Source organism: Proteus terrae (assembly GCF_003144325.1).
Taxonomy (GTDB): Bacteria; Pseudomonadota; Gammaproteobacteria; order Enterobacterales; family Enterobacteriaceae; genus Proteus; species Proteus terrae.
The window spans coordinates 67,599-85,653 of sequence record NZ_PENS01000008.1; the positions used below are offsets into that span (position 1 = coordinate 67,599).

15 protein-coding genes and 1 riboswitch are annotated in these 18,055 nt (G+C 39.9%); of the genes, 6 read left to right on the plus strand and 9 right to left on the minus strand.

The features are described 5' to 3' along the window. The 8 genes from DK857_RS09280 to rppH form a co-directional block, all read right to left on the minus strand. A complete protein-coding gene (locus tag DK857_RS09280; RefSeq protein WP_227003146.1) occupies nucleotides 1-342 on the minus strand; it encodes a hypothetical protein in 342 nt (113 codons plus the stop codon). Then, nucleotides 330-791 (minus strand): DUF2509 family protein, encoded by a 462-nt coding sequence (locus DK857_RS09285; RefSeq protein ID WP_109394076.1) that lies wholly within the window; start codon nucleotides 789-791, stop codon nucleotides 330-332. Before DK857_RS09285 ends, DK857_RS09280 begins: the two co-directional genes overlap by 13 nt. After that, nucleotides 788-1,432, minus strand: coding sequence for a prepilin peptidase-dependent protein (locus tag DK857_RS09290; protein ID WP_109402031.1), 645 nt, complete (start codon nucleotides 1,430-1,432; stop codon nucleotides 788-790). Before DK857_RS09290 ends, DK857_RS09285 begins: the two co-directional genes overlap by 4 nt. Continuing rightward, nucleotides 1,426-1,935 carry a potassium:proton antiporter gene (locus DK857_RS09295; RefSeq protein WP_227003147.1) on the minus strand — a complete coding sequence of 170 codons (510 nt, stop codon included), beginning with the start codon at nucleotides 1,933-1,935 and terminating at the stop codon, nucleotides 1,426-1,428. The genes DK857_RS09290 and DK857_RS09295 overlap by 7 nt, the downstream gene beginning before the upstream one ends. A gap of 233 nt (nucleotides 1,936-2,168) precedes the next feature. Beyond that, nucleotides 2,169-3,020, minus strand: a complete 852-nt coding sequence (locus tag DK857_RS09300; protein WP_109402032.1) for a thymidylate synthase — start codon at nucleotides 3,018-3,020, stop codon at nucleotides 2,169-2,171. 45 nt (nucleotides 3,021-3,065) lie between these two features. After that, nucleotides 3,066-3,956, minus strand: a complete 891-nt coding sequence (lgt, locus tag DK857_RS09305) for a prolipoprotein diacylglyceryl transferase (protein WP_109394079.1) — start codon at nucleotides 3,954-3,956, stop codon at nucleotides 3,066-3,068. A 79-nt stretch (nucleotides 3,957-4,035) separates the two neighbouring features. Then, nucleotides 4,036-6,282 carry a phosphoenolpyruvate--protein phosphotransferase gene (ptsP, locus tag DK857_RS09310; RefSeq protein WP_109402033.1) on the minus strand — a complete coding sequence of 749 codons (2,247 nt, stop codon included), beginning with the start codon at nucleotides 6,280-6,282 and terminating at the stop codon, nucleotides 4,036-4,038. An 8-nt stretch (nucleotides 6,283-6,290) separates the two neighbouring features. Continuing rightward, nucleotides 6,291-6,821, minus strand: coding sequence for an RNA pyrophosphohydrolase (gene rppH, locus DK857_RS09315; protein WP_109394081.1), 531 nt, complete (start codon nucleotides 6,819-6,821; stop codon nucleotides 6,291-6,293). 112 nt (nucleotides 6,822-6,933) lie between these two features. Continuing rightward, a riboswitch (TPP riboswitch) is annotated at nucleotides 6,934-7,031 on the plus strand. Nucleotides 7,032-7,146: 115 nt separating this feature from the next. Here rppH and thiB point away from each other — a divergent pair. From thiB to rluA, 6 genes are all read left to right on the plus strand, one after another. Further along, nucleotides 7,147-8,109, plus strand: coding sequence for a thiamine ABC transporter substrate binding subunit (thiB, locus tag DK857_RS09320; RefSeq protein WP_109402093.1), 963 nt, complete (start codon nucleotides 7,147-7,149; stop codon nucleotides 8,107-8,109). Continuing rightward, complete coding sequence (gene thiP, locus DK857_RS09325; protein ID WP_109394082.1) at nucleotides 8,109-9,689, plus strand: thiamine/thiamine pyrophosphate ABC transporter permease ThiP; 1,581 nt, start codon at nucleotides 8,109-8,111, stop codon at nucleotides 9,687-9,689. The genes thiB and thiP overlap by 1 nt, the downstream gene beginning before the upstream one ends. Continuing rightward, the gene (gene thiQ, locus DK857_RS09330; protein WP_109394083.1) at nucleotides 9,682-10,383 is read left to right on the plus strand and encodes a thiamine ABC transporter ATP-binding protein ThiQ; all 702 of its coding nucleotides are present in this window, start codon (nucleotides 9,682-9,684) and stop codon (nucleotides 10,381-10,383) included. Before thiP ends, thiQ begins: the two co-directional genes overlap by 8 nt. 88 nt (nucleotides 10,384-10,471) lie before the next feature. Then, nucleotides 10,472-12,826 carry a DNA polymerase II gene (locus DK857_RS09335; protein WP_109402034.1) on the plus strand — a complete coding sequence of 785 codons (2,355 nt, stop codon included), beginning with the start codon at nucleotides 10,472-10,474 and terminating at the stop codon, nucleotides 12,824-12,826. 184 nt (nucleotides 12,827-13,010) lie between these two features. Next, nucleotides 13,011-15,914, plus strand: coding sequence for an RNA polymerase-associated protein RapA (rapA, locus tag DK857_RS09340; protein WP_109402035.1), 2,904 nt, complete (start codon nucleotides 13,011-13,013; stop codon nucleotides 15,912-15,914). Nucleotides 15,915-15,969: 55 nt separating this feature from the next. Next, on the plus strand, nucleotides 15,970-16,623 hold the full coding sequence (rluA, locus tag DK857_RS09345) for a bifunctional tRNA pseudouridine(32) synthase/23S rRNA pseudouridine(746) synthase RluA (protein ID WP_109394086.1): 654 nt from the start codon (nucleotides 15,970-15,972) through the stop codon (nucleotides 16,621-16,623). Between the two features lie 243 nt (nucleotides 16,624-16,866). Here the strand turns inward: rluA and djlA are convergent, their stop codons facing one another. After that, nucleotides 16,867-17,667 (minus strand): co-chaperone DjlA, encoded by an 801-nt coding sequence (gene djlA / locus DK857_RS09350; RefSeq protein ID WP_109402036.1) that lies wholly within the window; start codon nucleotides 17,665-17,667, stop codon nucleotides 16,867-16,869. Nucleotides 17,668-18,055 lie beyond the last annotated feature (388 nt).

Here is an 18,055-nt window from a genome sequence, read left to right on the forward strand (position 1 = left end):
TTAATAGCATGACCAGTAATACAGCTTTAGTGTGGGTAATACATGATTGGCAACATAACCTTCTATTTGCTGACAACCTTCAGACTGTAAAAGTGAGCGTGTCATTATTCTTCGGTTAGAAGCAAAATAGTCAGGTGATATTTCAGACATTTGTTCAAATAAAACAAAAAGCTCCTGCCCTGCCTGCTGAATTTGGATTAACCGCTGAAAGTCAGCTTTTAATGATTGACTATACCCTATAATAGCGACAAAACTAATATTAAAAAACAGTAGTATAAACATTGTATTAAGTAAAATAGAGCCTCTTTCTGATTTATTTTGGATGTTATCTATAACACACACTCCTTATGCACTAATGGGCAATAATCTAGCCATCCTTTTGGATGTGCAACAATAGATTTATTTTTGTCCTTCGAAAAATCAACCCATTGATAATGATATATTTTATAACTCTTTAAGCTTTCTGCTTGTCCTTGTAATAAGCCCTTTTCCAAAGAGAGCAAAAATAAACAGCTTTTTATTTTAGGATTTGCATGAAAATGACGGCATTGCCATTTATTTAACTGTGACGACGAAATTTCCCAATTCAGCTTTATTCCCCACACCAATGCGGATTCAGCAAATAAAAAAGCTTGTCGTGCTTGTAGCTCTTGCATCACTATTTGTTGAGACTGTCTGTAATAATAAGCAAAACTTCCAAGTGCCGATAAGCTCATAACAATAAACCCTATAACGACAAGTAAACTTGCAAATCCTTGCTCACTTTTATTGTGAATTGAATCAAGACTCATAACGTGGTCACATTCCTTAACCGAATGTTATTATTATAATGTGACTTCACAGCAGGAGATTGTTTTAAATGAAATTTTAAAGAAACTGAAAGATAAAAAAGTCGTTTATCTTTAATAAGATGTTGCCTTGAATAAGGGCGTAAAATAAACTCCGTCACTTCAATCTCATGACTTTCAAAAAATCGTTGCCACCCTGAAGAAGTACAATCTTGTACTCCTCTTAATTGCTCCAATTGCCCATTTTTAAGCCGATAACCAAAATAATCACTCTCTTTTGAAGAATGTACATCCCATCGACCATTGCTGTTTACGTCATAAGCGAAAATAATGCAGGAGTTTTTTTCTTGATAAGAATACTGACCTATTTTTAATGGTGAAGTGTGAAACTTCCTTGACTGCAATGAATGGGTACAATCACCGTAGCAATACCCAGTGCGCCTTAGTTGTGTTTCTAGTACCAATAACCGTTCTCTTAAAAAAATATCTAACTGGTATTGTTGGTAACAATGGATCAAAGTGTTCATTATTTGGGGGTAAGCTCGACTAATACAAAGAAATAGAACCCCACTAATTGCTATGGCAAAAAGACATTCCATCAGCATCATGCCAGATGAAAATGAAAATATTGATCGCTTTAACATGGCGAAAATACCTTAATTGTCTGGCTACATACTCTTATTCTGCCTAAAGATGAAATAACAACTTTCACTTCACCTTCTGAACTTTGAAGCACAAAACTCATTGGTCTTAAGGTTTGACGGATACCCCCAAACGTAAAATTTGAGACTGTTGATTGTTTAAGTTGAATACCTGGCGCTAATTGAAAAATCGTTTGTTTTTCAGGCAAATGTCGCAAAGGAAAAGGAATAGCAACAACTTGATTACTGGGCGACAAATGAAGTGATATTTTAATCTTTATATTAAACAGTAGCGCTTGTTGTCGCTGATAAGAAAGAAAGGCTATGGTTTCTCGCACACTATGTATCAATTGACGTTGATGGGTAAATTGCTGATAGGTCGTAATTGATAAATAACTCAAAATCGAGGTAATCATCATGACAATAAGCATTTCAAGCAGGCTTATCCCAAATTCATTCTCTTGTTCAAGTTTTCTATTTAGGCTTATTTCCATGTCACTGTTCATTTTGTTCTCCTTTAGAGCCTGCGATGAGGATGCAGCTAAACCTTTGTAAGGTAAACAAAAGAAAGTCTTTTTTTAGAACAATGACGCAGTAACAATATTTTCAGAACAAACACAAAAAAATAGTCATCAATGATAATTGATGACTAGCATTAATTTATTGAATTTAAAATTAATAATAGAAATAAAAAGCCCCTGTTTATCACTAAACAGAGGCTTTAAATACAAAAGAAAAATTAAACCGTAAATGGATATTTTATCGCTTCATGGCATTGATAGCCTTCAACGATAAAATCGTCCGTTGTTACCCATGTTTCGATATCTTCCAACGTTTTGATTTTTGGATTGATATGTAATGTTGGTAACGGCAATGGCTCTCTTTTTAGTTGTACATCTCGCATCAGTGGTAATTGATTTTCATAGATATGTGCATTGATTATCTTATGAAATGCTTTACCCGGCTTATGCCCTGTAATTTGAGCCACCAGCGCTAATAATACAAAGCACTGTATTTGGTTGAAATTTAAACCTAATGGCACATCGCAGCTACGTTGATAAGAGGTTAAATAAAGCGTATCACCCACTAATGAAAATGTGTGTGTATGCATACAAGGACGCAAACAACCTAGCTCAGTTTCACCTGGATTATAGAACGTTACGATTTCGCCACGATCATCTATACCTTTAGAGAGGTCATCTACCACTTTACGTAGTTGGTCAAAATGGGAACCATCTGGACGTTGCCATTGGCGTCCTTGAACACCATAAACACGGCCCATATCGTCTTCACCTTTGCGATGAGGGTTATTTAGCCATGCCCCATTTTCATTAGCGTTTGCATTCCATGTATTGCAACCAATTTCACGAAATTGTGCTGCGTTGTCGTAACCGCGTAAATACCCTAACAACTCTGCAATTGCAGCTTTATAGAAACTTTTACGTGTCGTTATCAGTGGAAATTGGTTATTTGCAACATCATATTCCAGATCAGCATTAATCACCGTTAAACAACGGGTTCCTGTCCGTTTATTATCAATCCATTGCCCTTCATCGATAATGCGTTGACACAATGCCAGATACTGCTTCATGTTGTCTCTCTTGTAATTAGCTAATAGTAAAAAATTTATCTCACACTATTTGTGAGCAGGTGTTGGGTTTTGTGGTGTCTTTTTATCTTGACGATAAGCCCATACCATAAAAATAATACCCAATAAAATCATTGGAATTGAAAGTATTTGTCCCATACTCACACCACCAAATAATCCTAGTTGTGCGTCTGGTTGGCGGAAGAATTCAACAATAATACGGAATGCACCATAACCAATAAGGAACAAGCCTGACACACTACCTACTGGGCGACTTTTGCGTACAAAGATATTCAGAATAATAAATAACACCACACCTTCTAACAGCATTTCATAAAGCTGTGATGGGTGACGAGGTAAAACCCCATATTCTTGAATGATTGGCAGTAGTGTTGCTGGATCTTGGGCAACAAGTTGGAGATCTGCAGAACGGGAGGTTGGGAATAAGAAAGCCCAAGGCGTATCAAGTGTAACGCGCCCCCATAATTCACCATTAATAAAGTTACCAATGCGGCCTAACCCTAAACCAAATGGAATTAATGGTGCAACAAAGTCTGCCACTTGGAAGAATTTACGTTTAGTACGTTTAGCAAACCAAATCATGGCACAAATTACCCCAATTAAACCACCATGGAACGACATACCGCCATCCCATACTTTAAAGAGGTAAAGAGGATCATTTAAAAAGACAGGTAGGTTATAGAATAAAACATAACCTAAACGACCACCGATAAACACCCCCACAAAACCGACATAAAGTAATGTTTCAACTTCATTTTTAGTCCAACCACTATTCGGTTTTGCAGCTCGACGGTTTGCAAGCCATAAGGCAAAAACAAACCCAACTAAATACATCATACCGTACCAATGTAATGACACTGGCCCGATAGAGAACATAACGGGATCAATCTCTGGAAATTTAAGGTAGCTTATACTCATTATTCCCTACTTCACTTAATTAATAATTTCTGTGCTGGTCATTTATTACCAACATAGAAAAGGCTTATACGGAGGCCTACTAGATACCTCCGCGAATTAATCCACCTAATCCTTGCCGTTCCATAAATTCAGAAGACAATTTTTTGATTTCTGTTGCCGTTTCAGCTTGCAACACCTGTTGCATAAAGGGCTGTAACATCACAGGATCAAGATGGCGCAATAAGTATTTTACCCTAGGTAAACTACGACCACTCATGCTTAACTGCCTAAAACCGAGCCCTATTAACAGCAATGCCCCGATTGGTGTACCCGCCATTTCACCACAAACACTCACTGGCAACTGATAATATTGGCATTGTGTTGCAATTAAATTCAGTGAACGCAATAACGCAGGATGCAAATTATCATAGAGTAATGCTACATGGGTATTATTACGATCGACTGCAAGTAAGTATTGAGTCAAATCGTTTGTTCCAATAGAGATAAAATCAACCCGATTGGCTAATTGTGACAACATAAACACCAATGAAGGTACTTCAAGCATAATACCTAGCGGAGGTGCAACACATTCACATTTTAGCTCTCGACTCACTTCATCACATGCTCGTAGCAGCAATGTTCTTGCTTCGTCAATTTCATCAATACTTGTCACCATCGGCAACAATATTTTCAAATTTTTAAATTCAAGGTTTGCTTTTAGCATTGCACGTAGCTGAATAAGGAAAATTTCAGGTTGATCGAGCAATATTCTTATTCCTCTCCAACCTAAGCAAGGATTTTCCTCATTAATTGGCATATAAGGAAGTTGCTTATCAGCACCAATATCTAAAGCACGCAAGACAACGGGTTTATCAGGAAAAAAAGAGAGGATCTCACGATAGCGATTTTTCTGTTCATCTTCTGAAGGAAAACCACTTTGTAGCATAAAAGGGATTTCTGTTCGATATAAACCAACGCCATCGATTCCTACACTAATGCGTTGTTCATACTTTATATTTAATCCTGCATTCAGCTGAACGCTAACGGCCTCGCCATTTTTTAAAACTGCTTGCTGTTCAAGCTGCTCTTCTGCAATTTGGCTTAATACACTCTCTTCATCAATAATTTGTTTATATTCCTGAGTAATAAAAGGTTCGGGCTCGATAAAAATCTCACCACGATAACCATCAAGAATAAGCATTCGATTATGTAAAAGCTCAGGCTGAATATCCGCCCCCATAATTGCGGGTATACCCATTGCTCTAACAAGAATGGCTGAATGCGAGTGAGTTGCGCCATCTCGAACAATTACACCAGCAAGCTGTTGCTCTGGCAGCTCTGCCAATAAACTTGCACTTAATTCATCAGCCACCAAAATAAAACGTTCTGGCCAAATATTGGTTGAGCTTAGATCATCATCTAAATGAAATAATAACCGACGTCCTAATGCTTTAAGATCAGAAGCTCGCTCTCGCATATAACCATCTTTCAGGCTAGAGAACTGGGCTGCAACTTTCTCAACCACCACTTTGACAGCCCATTCCGCAACATATCCTTGTGTAATGATTGCGGTCATTTTATGTTTGAGCTGAGGATCGTTAAGTAAATGCGAGTAGAGATCAAAAATGGCGGCACTCTCTTTTTGTGCATTCGCCATAAAGCGCTTACTAAAACGACGACATTCTGCGGTAGCATCTTCTAAAGCCACCATAAGTCGATTTAATTCGGCTTTTATATCAAGAGCACTGGCTTTAAAAACATTTTCAAGGACAGGTTGAGAGACTTCTTGCCAACCATAAGCCATGACCACGCCACTAGAAACTGAAAGTGCTTTAATACGACTTTGACGATATTGTCCAAAAAGCCCTTTAGTTTGTACTTGCGATAATGTGGCGCCAAGCTGTGTCGCCAGCGTCACCATAAAAGATTCTTCGCTCTCATTAAATAAGCGACGCTCTTTTTGCTGAACGACTAATACACCAAGGAGTTGGCGACGATAAACGATAGGAACGCCAAGGAAAGCACGGAGATCGTCTTCTTTAACTTGAGGAAGGTATTTAAAGCTAGGATGTTCACGAATATCAGCGAGGTTGATAAGCTCTGAAAGACGCCCCACTTCACCAACAACGCCTTCATCAAATGAAAGGCTAACGGCTCGCCCTCTAGGTTTTTTTAATCCTTTGGTCGCCATAAGATAAAAACAACTACGTTGTTTATCAGCAAGATAAATAGAACACACATCCGTGTGCATTGCCTGACACGTTTCCTTGACTAAGAGTTCAAGCGCTTCTGGAAGCCCTGCTGCCATAGCCACTTTTTCTACAATTTCTCGCAAACGTGTCAGCATAGTGTTATCTAATACCTTTTACGCCGATATCCATACGATGAACGCGGTAAAGACACTTGTTCTTGCAATGGCATGACTACTGGTGCGAACTCTTTCATGACACGTCGATAAACATCGCGTTTAAAAGAGACGACTTGTCGAACAGGATACCAATAACTCACCCAACGCCAGCCATCAAATTCTGGCGTTTTGCTTTGTTGAACATTAATGTCTTTATCATTACTTGTTAACTGCAAAAGGAACCAACGCTGTTTTTGTCCAATACAAACAGGTTTTGTGTCCCAACGCACCAAACGCTTAGGTAACTTGTAACGTAACCAGTTACGCGTGGAGGCAAGAATTTTGACATCCTTGCGACTTAACCCAACTTCTTCGAACAACTCTCGGTACATTGCCTGCTCTGGCGATTCTCCAGGGTTAATTCCTCCTTGAGGAAACTGCCAAGAATGTTGCCCATAGCGACGAGCCCAAAGCACTTGCCCTTGCCGATTACAAATTACAATCCCTACATTCGGGCGGTAGCCATCATCATCGATCACTAGACTACCTCAATAACCAAATTTGAAAGATAACTCATTGTTTCATACTACCCACAAACGGTAAACCTCTATCAACAGACTTTGCACAACGCGCGTATTTATCTACAATGGGAAAATCTCAACGGGGTGCCTTTCTATTTCTAGGCTGAGAAAAACTCGTGGAACCTGATCCAGCTAATACTGGCGTAGGGATTTGAGTCAGGATGTTGCAATATTTATTGATTTGCCATCCTCACTCCTCAGATCCTACCTGACTTTTACTGAGGAACTAAACGTGTTAACTAAATCACTTCGCTTTACTTTCCTGCTCAGCGCACTGGGTATTATGAGCACTTTTTCGACGCAAGCTTTAGCACAAAAACCCACACTCACTGTTTACACTTATGATTCGTTTACCGCAGATTGGGGTCCAGGACCTGCAATAAAAAAAGCGTTTGAACAGCAATGTGATTGTGAGCTAAAACTGGTTGCTCTGTCTGATGGTGTATCTCTACTTAATCGCTTACGTATGGAAGGTGATAAAAGTAAGGCGGATATTATTTTAGGATTAGATAACAATTTGATCCACGCAGCAAAAGAAACTGAGCTTTTCGCACCAAGTAATATCGATACATCTAAACTCACCTTACCTGAAAAATGGACTGACGATACTTTTGTGCCTTATGACTACGGCTACTTTGCTTTTATTTATGATAAAAACCGTATCCAAAATCCGCCCAAAAACATGGCCGAACTGCTAAACAGCAAAGAAAAATGGAAGATACTCTATCAAGATCCTCGCACCAGTACTCCTGGTTTAGGTTTAATGCTATGGATGCAGTCACTTTATCCTGAAAACACCGCTACTGAATGGAAAAAATTGTCAGAAAAAACATTGACCGTTACTAAAGGTTGGAGTGAGTCTTATGGCTTATTCTTAAAAGGTGAAGGTGATTTTGTGCTGAGTTACACATCATCTCCAGGTTATCACATCCTAGCAGACAAAAAAGATAACTATGCAGCAGCGATTTTTGATGAAGGACACTACTTGCAAGTCGAAGTTGCCGCAAAACTTAAATCGAGCAAACAACCTGAGCTAGCACAGCAATTTATGCAGTTTATGTTAACTCCTGCATTCCAAGAAACTATACCGACTACCAATTGGATGTATCCTGTTATAGATATGCCATTGCCTGAGGTCTATTCTTTAATGCCTAAACCTGAAAAATCATTGCAATTTGATGCAGAAGTTGTCGCAAAAGAGCGCCAGACATGGACGCGTAATTGGCAATCTGCGGTTAGCCGCTAATGGGGAGATGGCTTATCCCGGGGCTGTGTGCCTCGGGTTTACTGCTTATCGTGGCATTATTGTCATTTGGTGCATTGTGGTTTAATGCACCAAGTGGTGAACTGTCCTCGATTTTTGCTGATGAATATTTATGGCATGTTGTTCGTTTTACTTTCTGGCAAGCCTTTTTATCCGCCCTATTTTCAATATTACCTGCTATTTGGCTCGCCAAAGCACTCTATCGACGCCAATTTAAAGGGCGAACACTGTTTTTACGCCTATGTGCCATGAGCCTTGTGTTACCGGTTTTAGTCGCCCTTTTTGGCATTTTAACGGTTTATGGCAGAGTAGGATGGATTGCCCAAATTTGTGAATGGCTAGGGATCGACTACCAATTTACGCCTTATGGTTTGCAAGGCATTTTATTAGCTCACATCTTTTTCAATATGCCATTAGCAACCAGAATGCTATTGCAAGCACTTGAAAGCATCTCATCAGAGCAACGCCAATTAGCCTCACAATTAGGCATGAATGGCTGGCAACGTTTTCGTTTTCTGGAATTCCCTTATTTATGGCGACAAATACTCCCCACAGCATCACTGATTTTTATGCTCTGCTTTGCAAGCTTTGCTACTGTGTTGGCTTTAGGCGGAGGCCCCGCAGCAACAACGGTTGAACTTGCTATTTATCAAGCATTAAGTTATGACTACGATTTACATCGTGCTGCGCTTTTAGCCCTGATCCAGCTTTTTTGTTGTTTAGGCTTAGTGCTTATCAGCCAAAAGCTAAAAGGCACTCTTTTTGTGGGAAACAATCAAAAGCTGCATTGGCGTGATCCCTATGATCCACTCTTTAGCAAAATAACTGATGGTTTAATTATCACGCTTGCGATCCTCTTTTTAGTACCGCCCATTTTGGCCGTGATCACTGATGGTCTTAATAGCCAATTTATACGTGTTATACAACAGCCTATACTTTGGCAAGCTTTTACAACTTCACTAATTATTGCCGTTGGTGCGGGTGTTGTCTGTGTTGTATTAACGATGATGTTGCTATGGAGTAGCCGAGAACTGCGCTTACGCCATTTTAAAAAAGCCGGACAAGCCATGGAAATGAGTGGTTTGATTATTCTAGCGATGCCGGGCATTGTGTTGGCAACAGGCTTTTTTCTGTTATTAAACAATACGATCGGATTACCTGAATCACCTTATATTTTAGTGATTTTGACCAACGCATTGATTGCCATTCCTTATGCTTTAAAAGTGTTGGAAAACCCGATGAATGATATCGCTTCGCGTTATGGCCTTTTATGTCAGTCGCTGAATTTGCAAGGAATAAACCGACTTCGTTGGATAGAACTACGTGCATTAAAAAAACCAATCTCACAAGCGCTTGCCTTTGCTTGTGTTATTTCTATTGGTGACTTTGGTATTGTTGCCCTATTTGGTAATGAAACATTTAGAACATTGCCTTTCTATCTTTATCAGCAAATTGGCGCTTACCACACACAAGATGGTGCAGTAACAGCCATGATCTTATTGCTACTTTGCTTCTCTCTTTTTAGCCTAATAGAACGATTAGCTGGAAAATCTTATGATTAAATTAGAGCACCTTGCTTACACCTATGAACACCAACATCTCTTGTTTAATCTAACGGTTGATGCAGGAGAACGCATTGCTGTATTAGGCCCAAGTGGTGCAGGTAAAAGTACATTACTCAGTTTAATTGCTGGTTTTTTGCCATCAGAAAAGGGAAGCCTGTTTCTTAACGGGCAAGATCATACAAAAACAGTACCGGCAAAACGCCCTATTTCTATGTTATTTCAAGATAATAATTTATTCCCTCATTTGACTGTAAGGCAAAATATTGGCTTGGGATTAAATCCGGGATTAAAGCTGACTGAAGATCAAAAAGCGTTATTAGAGAGTCGAGCAGAGCAAGTAGCGCTTAGTGAATATCTTGAACGTTTACCTTCTCAATTATCAGGCGGTCAGCGTCAACGTGTTGCTATTGCACGTTGCCTTGTTCGCGAACAACCTATTTTGTTACTTGATGAGCCTTTTTCTGCACTCGATCCTGCTTTACGCATTGAGATGTTGGCACTACTCGAGCAACTTTGCTGTGAAAAAGCATTAACCTTATTGATGGTTTCTCATAGCTTAGAAGATGCAGCAAAAATCGCCCCAAGAGCGATTGTGATAGATAACGGTATGATTGTGTATGATGGAAATACAAAATCACTAATAAATGGTGAAGTGGATCAATCACTTATTTTAGGTATTCCGTTTAATTAATCTCAGCCAAAATTAACTGTATAAATAACCACTATATTGACTATAATAAACGCATCTTTAATGAATTATTGGTGTTTATTAGGTGCTCATGATCGGTCATACGGAACAAGGTTTTATTCTTACTCGTCACTGGAGCGACACACCGAAAGGTATTGTCGTCTCTTATTGGCTGGCTACGGATAATGGCCCACGTAAAATTACTGTTCCTATGCAACGCGCAATTGGCTTTGTTGCCCGCCAACATGAAACTATTTTGAGTTCTCTCATTAATAAAAATCCTGATATTGAAATTCGCCCTCTCGATTTAAAAGATTTCGAAAGGCAGCCCGTCTTTGGCATTTATTGCAAACAATACCGCCAACTTGTCCAACTTGAGCAACAACTTAAAGAGCACCATATTCGCCTTTATGAAGCAGATATCCGCCCTCATGAACGTTATATGATGGAGCGATTTATCACCGCGCCAGTTTGGTTTCGCTGTCAGCAAAATAATATTACGACATTAAAACCGGCACCAGATTATCGCCCTGCACTTCGAGCTGTCTCTTTAGATATCGAAACTAGTGAATTTGGTGAGCTTTACTCTATTGGGCTTGCAGGCTGTGGTGATAATGTCGTGTTTATGCTTACTGATGAGTTACCCATAGAGAGAGAAAGTCAGCAACCGGAAGGTTATCGCTTAAATTATGTCAGTAGTCGATTGCGTTTAATTGAAAAGTTAAATGAGTGGATGCAACATTACGATCCTGATGCGATTATCGGTTGGAATTTGATCCAATTCGATCTACGTATTTTGTACACACATGCCCAACGTTATGGCGTCAGTTTATTATTAGGTCGCCAAAACAGTCCATTAGAGTGGCGAGAGCATGGATTTAAAAAAGGTCATTTTTTTGCTTCGGCTCAAGGTCGTTTAATTATCGATGGTATTGATGCATTAAAAATGGCGACATGGAATTTTCCCTCTTTTAGCCTCGAATCTGTTGCTCAAACACTATTAGGTGAAGGTAAAGCCATCGATACACCTTACGCCAGAATGGACGAAATTAATCGGCGCTTTAAAGAAGATAAGCCTGCACTGGCTTATTATAATTGGCAAGACTGTGTCTTAGTAAACCGTATCTTTGATGCGACATCTCTTATGGCATTCTTATTGGAGAGAGCTTGTGTTACGGGGCTTTCCGTTGATAGAAGCGGAGGATCTGTGGCTGCGTTTACACATCTCTATCTCCCTTCAATGCACCGCCTTGGATATGTTGCACCTAACCAAGGCGAAAAACCCGAAGAGCATAGCCCCGGTGGTTTTGTCATGGATTCGGCTCCCGGCTTATATGATTCTGTTGTTGTGCTTGATTACAAAAGCCTTTATCCCTCTATTATTCGTACTTTTTTAATCGATCCCGTAGGAATGATTGAAGGAATGCACCAACCTGATGAACAGTTTTCTATTTCTGGATTTCGTCAGGCACGATTTTCGCGAGAACTACACTGCTTACCCGCTATTGTGTCGCAAATTTGGCATGAAAGAGATAACGCAAAATTACATAAAAATGCCCCACTATCTCAAGCACTCAAAATTATTATGAACGCTTTTTATGGTGTTTTAGGCTCTGTGGGGTGTCGCTTTTTTGATCCTCGTTTAGCGTCTTCCATTACGCTACGAGGCCATGAAATCATGAAAAAAACGCGAGAATTAATTGAAGCCAAAGGTTATCAAGTTATTTATGGCGATACGGATTCAACCTTTGTTTGGCTAAAATCACCTCACACAGAGCAACAAGCACAACAGATTGGGTATCAGCTAGTACAAGATGTCAATCAGTGGTGGAAAACACATCTTTTTGAAAACTACCAACTCGATTGCAAATTAGAACTAGAATACGAAACCCATTATCGTCGCTTTTTAATGCCCACTATTCGAGGTATGGAGACAGGTAGCAAGAAACGCTATGCCGGACTCAGCAATGATAAAATGGTGTTTAAAGGATTAGAAACCGTCAGAACAGATTGGACGCCTCTCGCTCAGAAATTTCAACAAGAGCTTTATACACGCATTTTTCATCAGCAACCTTATCAGCAGTTTATTCGTGATTATGTCGCAGATACACTTGCGGGAAAATATGATGAGAGATTAGTGTATCGTAAACGGTTACGTCGAAAATTATCAGAATATCAGCACCACGTCCCCCCTCATGTCAAAGCAGCACGTAAGGCGGATGAATATAATTTATCCCAAAATAGACCTCAACAATATCAGCAAGGCGGTTGGATTAGTTATATAATTACCCTCTTGGGGCCAGAACCATTAGAGTACATTACCGCTGCACCTGATTACGAGCACTATATTAACAAGCAGTTAATGCCTATTGCAGATGCAATCCTACCTTTTATACAAGATGATTTTTCAACCTTGTTAAATGGACAAATGACACTCTCATTTTAAGTTGTGTCATTTTGCAGGTGACGGTTTGCTTTGCATCTATTAACATAACGCCCCTTTGGTGATAATTAGCTTTCTTTGTTCAAAGATTAAGCCCTTTTTATCCCGCAGATTTTAATGACAACACCGCAATACTGCATTCATTAATAATTCCTAAATTATATATTTGAGAGCTGAGTTTATATATATGCCTTTTACTCTTGGTCAACGTTGGATTAGCGATACTGAAAGCGAGCTTGGACTGGGTACTGTTGTGGCAGTTGATGCCCGCATGGTCACCTTACTTTTTCCTGCCTGTGGCGAAAACCGCCTTTACTCCCGTCATGATGCACCAATAACGCGGGTGATGTTTAATGCAGGGGATACTGTCACCAGTCACGAAGGCTGGAAGCTCGCCATCGATAACGTTGTAGAAGATAACGGCCTACTTATCTACCATGGTGTACGTTTAGACACTGAAGAGCCAGCACAATTACGTGAAGTATTCTTAGATAACAAACTCACTTTTAATAAACCGCAAGATCGCCTCTTTGCAGGTCAAATCGACCGTATGGATCGCTTTGCATTACGCTACCGCGCGCGTAAGTTTATGAGCGAGCAGTTTAAGCAAGCACAAAGTGGTTTACGAGGGATCCGCGCAAGCCTTATACCTCATCAGCTTTATATCGCCAATGAAGTGGGTAAACGTCATAACCCTCGCGTATTATTAGCTGATGAAGTTGGTTTAGGTAAAACAATTGAAGCCGGTATGATTATCCACCAGCAATTAATGGATGGTCGTGCTGAGCGTGTGTTGATTATTGTGCCTGAAAGCTTACAACATCAGTGGTTAGTTGAAATGTTACGCCGTTTCAATCTACGTTTCTCACTGTTTGATGATAGCCGTTATAGCGAATCTTTATTAGATAGCGATAATCCATTTGAAACAGAACAGATGATCATCTGCTCTTTAGATTTTGTGCGTAAAAACAAGCAACGTTTTGAACACTTAGTCGAAGCAACATGGGATATGTTAGTTGTCGATGAAGCTCATCACCTTGTTTGGAGTGAAGATGCACCAAGCCGTGAATATCAAGTAATTGAAGAGTTAGCGGAATCTATTCCTTCTGTATTGCTATTAACTGCAACCCCAGAGCAGTTAGGTCAAGAAAGCCACTTTGCACGTTTACGTCTGCTTGATCCAAGTCGTTTCCATGACTACAACGAATTTATTAATGAGCAACAAAAATACCGCCCTGTTGCCGATGCTGTCACTATTTTGCTATCAGAAGATGATTTAAATACCGAACAACAAAATATCATCAGCGAAATGATCAGCGAGCAAGATGTTGAGCCATTGCTGAAAGCAGCAAATACGCAAGGTGAAGAACGTACTAAATCTCGCCAAGAACTTATCCATATGTTAATGGACAGGCATGGAACGGGTCGTTTGTTATTCCGTAACACACGTTCTGGTGTTAAAGGTTTCCCTAATCGCTTACTTCATGCGATCAAAATGCCACTGCCAACGCAATATCAAACTGCAATTAAAGTGGCTGAGATTATGGCAGCCAAAAAGAGTCTCGAAGTTCGTGCAAAAGAGATGCTCTATCCTGAACGTATTTACCAAGAATTTGAAGGTGAAAACGCAACATGGTGGAACTTCGACCCACGTGTTGAATGGTTACTAGGTTTCTTAACTGCAAATCGTAATGAAAAAGTACTAGTAATTTGTGCTCAAGCTGCAACAGCGCTGCAATTAGAGCAAGTTTTACGTGAGCGTGAAGGTATTCGTGCAGCAGTCTTCCACGAAGGTATGTCATTACTTGAACGCGATCGCGCTGCAGCTTATTTTGCTTCTGAAGAAGAAGGCGCACAAGTTCTGCTATGTTCAGAAATCGGCTCTGAAGGACGTAACTTCCAGTTCGCTAATCAACTAGTTATGTTTGATCTGCCATTTAACCCTGATTTACTCGAACAACGTATTGGTCGTCTCGATCGTATTGGTCAAAACCGCGATATTGATATTAGCATTCCTTATCTTGAAGGTACCGCTCAATCTGTATTATTACGCTGGTATCATGAAGGCTTAGATGCCTTTGAGCATACTTGTCCGACTGGCCGTACTATTTATGACAATAAATATGATGCTCTCGTTAATTACCTTGCACAGCCTAATGAGTTAGCTGATTTTGATGACTTTATTGTCGCTTGTCGTAAACAGCATGATGAAATGAAGCTCAAACTTGAACAAGGCCGCGACCGCCTATTAGAAATGCACTCTAACGGTGGTGAAGTCGGTGTTGAGTTGGCAGGTGAAATTGCAGCACAAGATAACGATCCTGAATTAGTGAACTTTGCACTGAACTTGTTTGATATTGTTGGTATTAATCAAGAAGATCGTAGTGATAGCTTAATTATTTTAACGCCATCTGATCATATGTTAGTGCCCGATTTCCCTGGTTTACCGCAAGATGGTTGCACTATCACATTTGATAGAGAGCAAGCGCTATCTCGTGAAGATACCCAATTTATCAGTTGGGAACATCCTATTATCCGTAATGGCTTAGATTTGATTTTATCTGGCGATACAGGAAGTTGTGCCGTTTCTTTATTGAAAAATAAAGCATTGCCAGTGGGAACGCTGTTAGTTGAACTGATTTATGTCGTAGAAGCGCAAGCGCCTAAGCATCTTCACTTAAGTCGTTTCTTACCTGCAACACCGGTTCGCTTATTACTTGATCTAAAAGGTAATAATCTTGCATCTCAAGTTGAGTTTGAAAGCTTTAACCGTCAATTAAATGCTGTTAATCGTCATACTTCTAGCAAATTAGTCAATGCAGTACAAAGTGAAGTCCACCATGTACTGAAAACGTCTGAACCTTTAATGGAAGTCGAAGCGAAAGAACTTATCCAAAAAGCGAAAGAAGAAGCAGATCGCGTGCTAACTCATGAATTATCGCGCTTAGAAGCTTTACGTGCGGTAAACCCAAATATTCGTGATGATGAAGTCGAAGCAATTGAAAATGAACGTGCTCATATTCTTAATCATTTAGATGAAGCAACGTGGCGTTTAGACTCAATTCGCTTAATTGTCGTTACCCACCAATAATCACCGTTAAAGCGGGGAGTATTTTACTCCCCGTTGTTTTGATGAGATATCCGCCATGATGGAAGTGTATAACCCGCCGACTGATCCTTGGTTACATGTTTTATATCAAGATGAGCATATTATTGCTGTCAATAAACCCAGCGGATTACTATCAGTACCGGGCAAAGCGCCAGAGCATAACGACAGTATTATGTCACGCATTAAAGCAGAGTTTCCGAATGCTGAGTGTGTACATCGCCTTGATATGGCAACTAGTGGCGTTATCGTTGTTGCACTTAACAAAGAAGCAGAGCGCGAACTAAAGCGTCAATTTCGTGAGCGTGAGCCGAAAAAAACCTATATTGCTCGCGTTTGGGGACATATCGAAAAAGAAGAAGGGTTAGTTGATTTACCTTTGATTTGTGATTGGCCTAATCGACCAAAACAAAAAGTCTGTCATGAAACTGGGAAAGCGGCGCAAACTTTTTATGAGGTGTTGGAATATGAAGAGAATGCGACAAGAGTGAAATTATCGCCAATTACAGGGCGTTCACATCAATTGCGGGTACATATGTTAGCGTTGGGGCATCCTATTTTAGGGGATCGCTTTTATGCACATCCGCAGGCAAGAGCGATGGCATCTCGCCTGCAGTTACATGCTCAGGAATTATTTATTACGCATCCTGCTTTCCGATCCCCGATACATTTTGAATGCCTTGCCGATTTTTAGTGTCTTATGACACTAAAACAGTCACTGAACTCAATGAAGCAAGGAGCAGGCAAAGCGCTAATCCCATAACCCCAACAAGAACACGGACGTTTGACATGGATATAGTTCCTTTTTTAAGAGAAGAGAGAATGAAATAATTAAATTTCACTTATATTTTACCGTGATAAATAATAAACTCAACTCAACCTAAGTTATCTCTATCACGGAATAATTCTCTCTTTTCTCATATTCTTTTACAAGATGTTAACGAAATCCTTTTTCTTTTTTAATCAAATCGTAAGCAACTTGTATAGACTGTGCTTTTTGTTTTGCAATTTCCATCATTTCTGGCGGAAAACCTTTCGCAACAAGTTTATCCGGATGATGTTCCCCCATTAATTTTCGATAAGCTCTCTTTATGGTTTTAACATCATCATTCTCATCAACGCCAAGTACCTTACACGCATCAGAGAGCGTTGGGGCTTGGGGTTGAGGCTGATACCCCTGTCCACTTTGATAATGAAAATTCTGACCAGCCTGCATCATTGCTAATATATGTTCAAAATGTGCACGAGAAAAACCTAGCTCATCGATAATAATAAACAGCATTTTTCTTTCATTTGGATGCAGTTGACCATCCGCAAAAGCAGCTTGTAATTGGATTTCCAGAAACATCTGAAGTAAGTCGCGACGCCCCACACAAATTTGTCGAACGCGTTGCAATGTGGCTCTTAAGGGAAAATCAGGTGATTTACCTTCTCTAAAAGCTTGTTGCGCTGCTTGACGACCAACACCATGCAGATTCATGCGATCCATTAATTCGCTGGCAAGAGAGATGTCGGTTTGAGTCACTCGCCCTTTTGATTTTGTCAGGTGCCCTAAAACTTGAAAGGTTGCAGCAAAGAAAAAAGCTTGTCTATCACGCGTATAGCGCCCACCATTTCCTAATTTACTTCGTTGCATGTCATAGAGGTGCCCAAGAAAAACACCAATAACAATGCCCCAAAAGCCTATTCCTGCAAAACTACCAATGGCAAGGCCTAATAATTTTCCCCAATAGCGCATAGACTCCTCAAATCTTCAATGCTCTGACTGCAATTTTGCATTATCATACTATTCATTTGCTTGCACACCTAACACCAAGCAACCTCTAAATAGACTTTTTCTTAAAATGAAGAGATTTACTGTTTCTCTTTGGACAGAGGTAATGCTGTTTTCGTTTAAATTGTGTTAAAGTAAAATGAGTGACCAAACAAATAACTTTAGCGTTGTTATACAGCACGAAATACCGCATCAGCGCGGTGTTTTTTTGTTTCTAATAAGGCTATAACCCTATTTCAACACAGAAACATCGAAAAAATGAGGCTTACGCCTATTTTTCGGTTACCGTTAGAACAATGTTCAGAACGTTGGGCTGGTGTCGCATAACTCCCTGCGTTAGTTTCTCGCTGTT

Coding starts and splice junctions, on each gene's coding strand:
- thiP (WP_109394082.1), top strand. CDS start 8,109: ATGGGGAGATGGCTTATCCCGGGGCTGTGTGCCTCGGGTTTACTGCTT.
- djlA (WP_109402036.1), bottom strand. CDS start 17,667: ATGCGCTATTGGGGAAAATTATTAGGCCTTGCCATTGGTAGTTTTGCA.
- DK857_RS09295 (WP_227003147.1), bottom strand. CDS start 1,935: ATGAACAGTGACATGGAAATAAGCCTAAATAGAAAACTTGAACAAGAG.
- ptsP (WP_109402033.1), bottom strand. CDS start 6,282: ATGCTGACACGTTTGCGAGAAATTGTAGAAAAAGTGGCTATGGCAGCA.
- rapA (WP_109402035.1), top strand. CDS start 13,011: ATGCCTTTTACTCTTGGTCAACGTTGGATTAGCGATACTGAAAGCGAG.
- thiB (WP_109402093.1), top strand. CDS start 7,147: ATGAGCACTTTTTCGACGCAAGCTTTAGCACAAAAACCCACACTCACT.
- DK857_RS09335 (WP_109402034.1), top strand. CDS start 10,472: ATGATCGGTCATACGGAACAAGGTTTTATTCTTACTCGTCACTGGAGC.
- lgt (WP_109394079.1), bottom strand. CDS start 3,956: ATGAGTATAAGCTACCTTAAATTTCCAGAGATTGATCCCGTTATGTTC.
- DK857_RS09290 (WP_109402031.1), bottom strand. CDS start 1,432: ATGTTAAAGCGATCAATATTTTCATTTTCATCTGGCATGATGCTGATG.
- DK857_RS09300 (WP_109402032.1), bottom strand. CDS start 3,020: ATGAAGCAGTATCTGGCATTGTGTCAACGCATTATCGATGAAGGGCAA.
- thiQ (WP_109394083.1), top strand. CDS start 9,682: ATGATTAAATTAGAGCACCTTGCTTACACCTATGAACACCAACATCTC.
- rluA (WP_109394086.1), top strand. CDS start 15,970: ATGATGGAAGTGTATAACCCGCCGACTGATCCTTGGTTACATGTTTTA.
- DK857_RS09285 (WP_109394076.1), bottom strand. CDS start 791: ATGAGTCTTGATTCAATTCACAATAAAAGTGAGCAAGGATTTGCAAGT.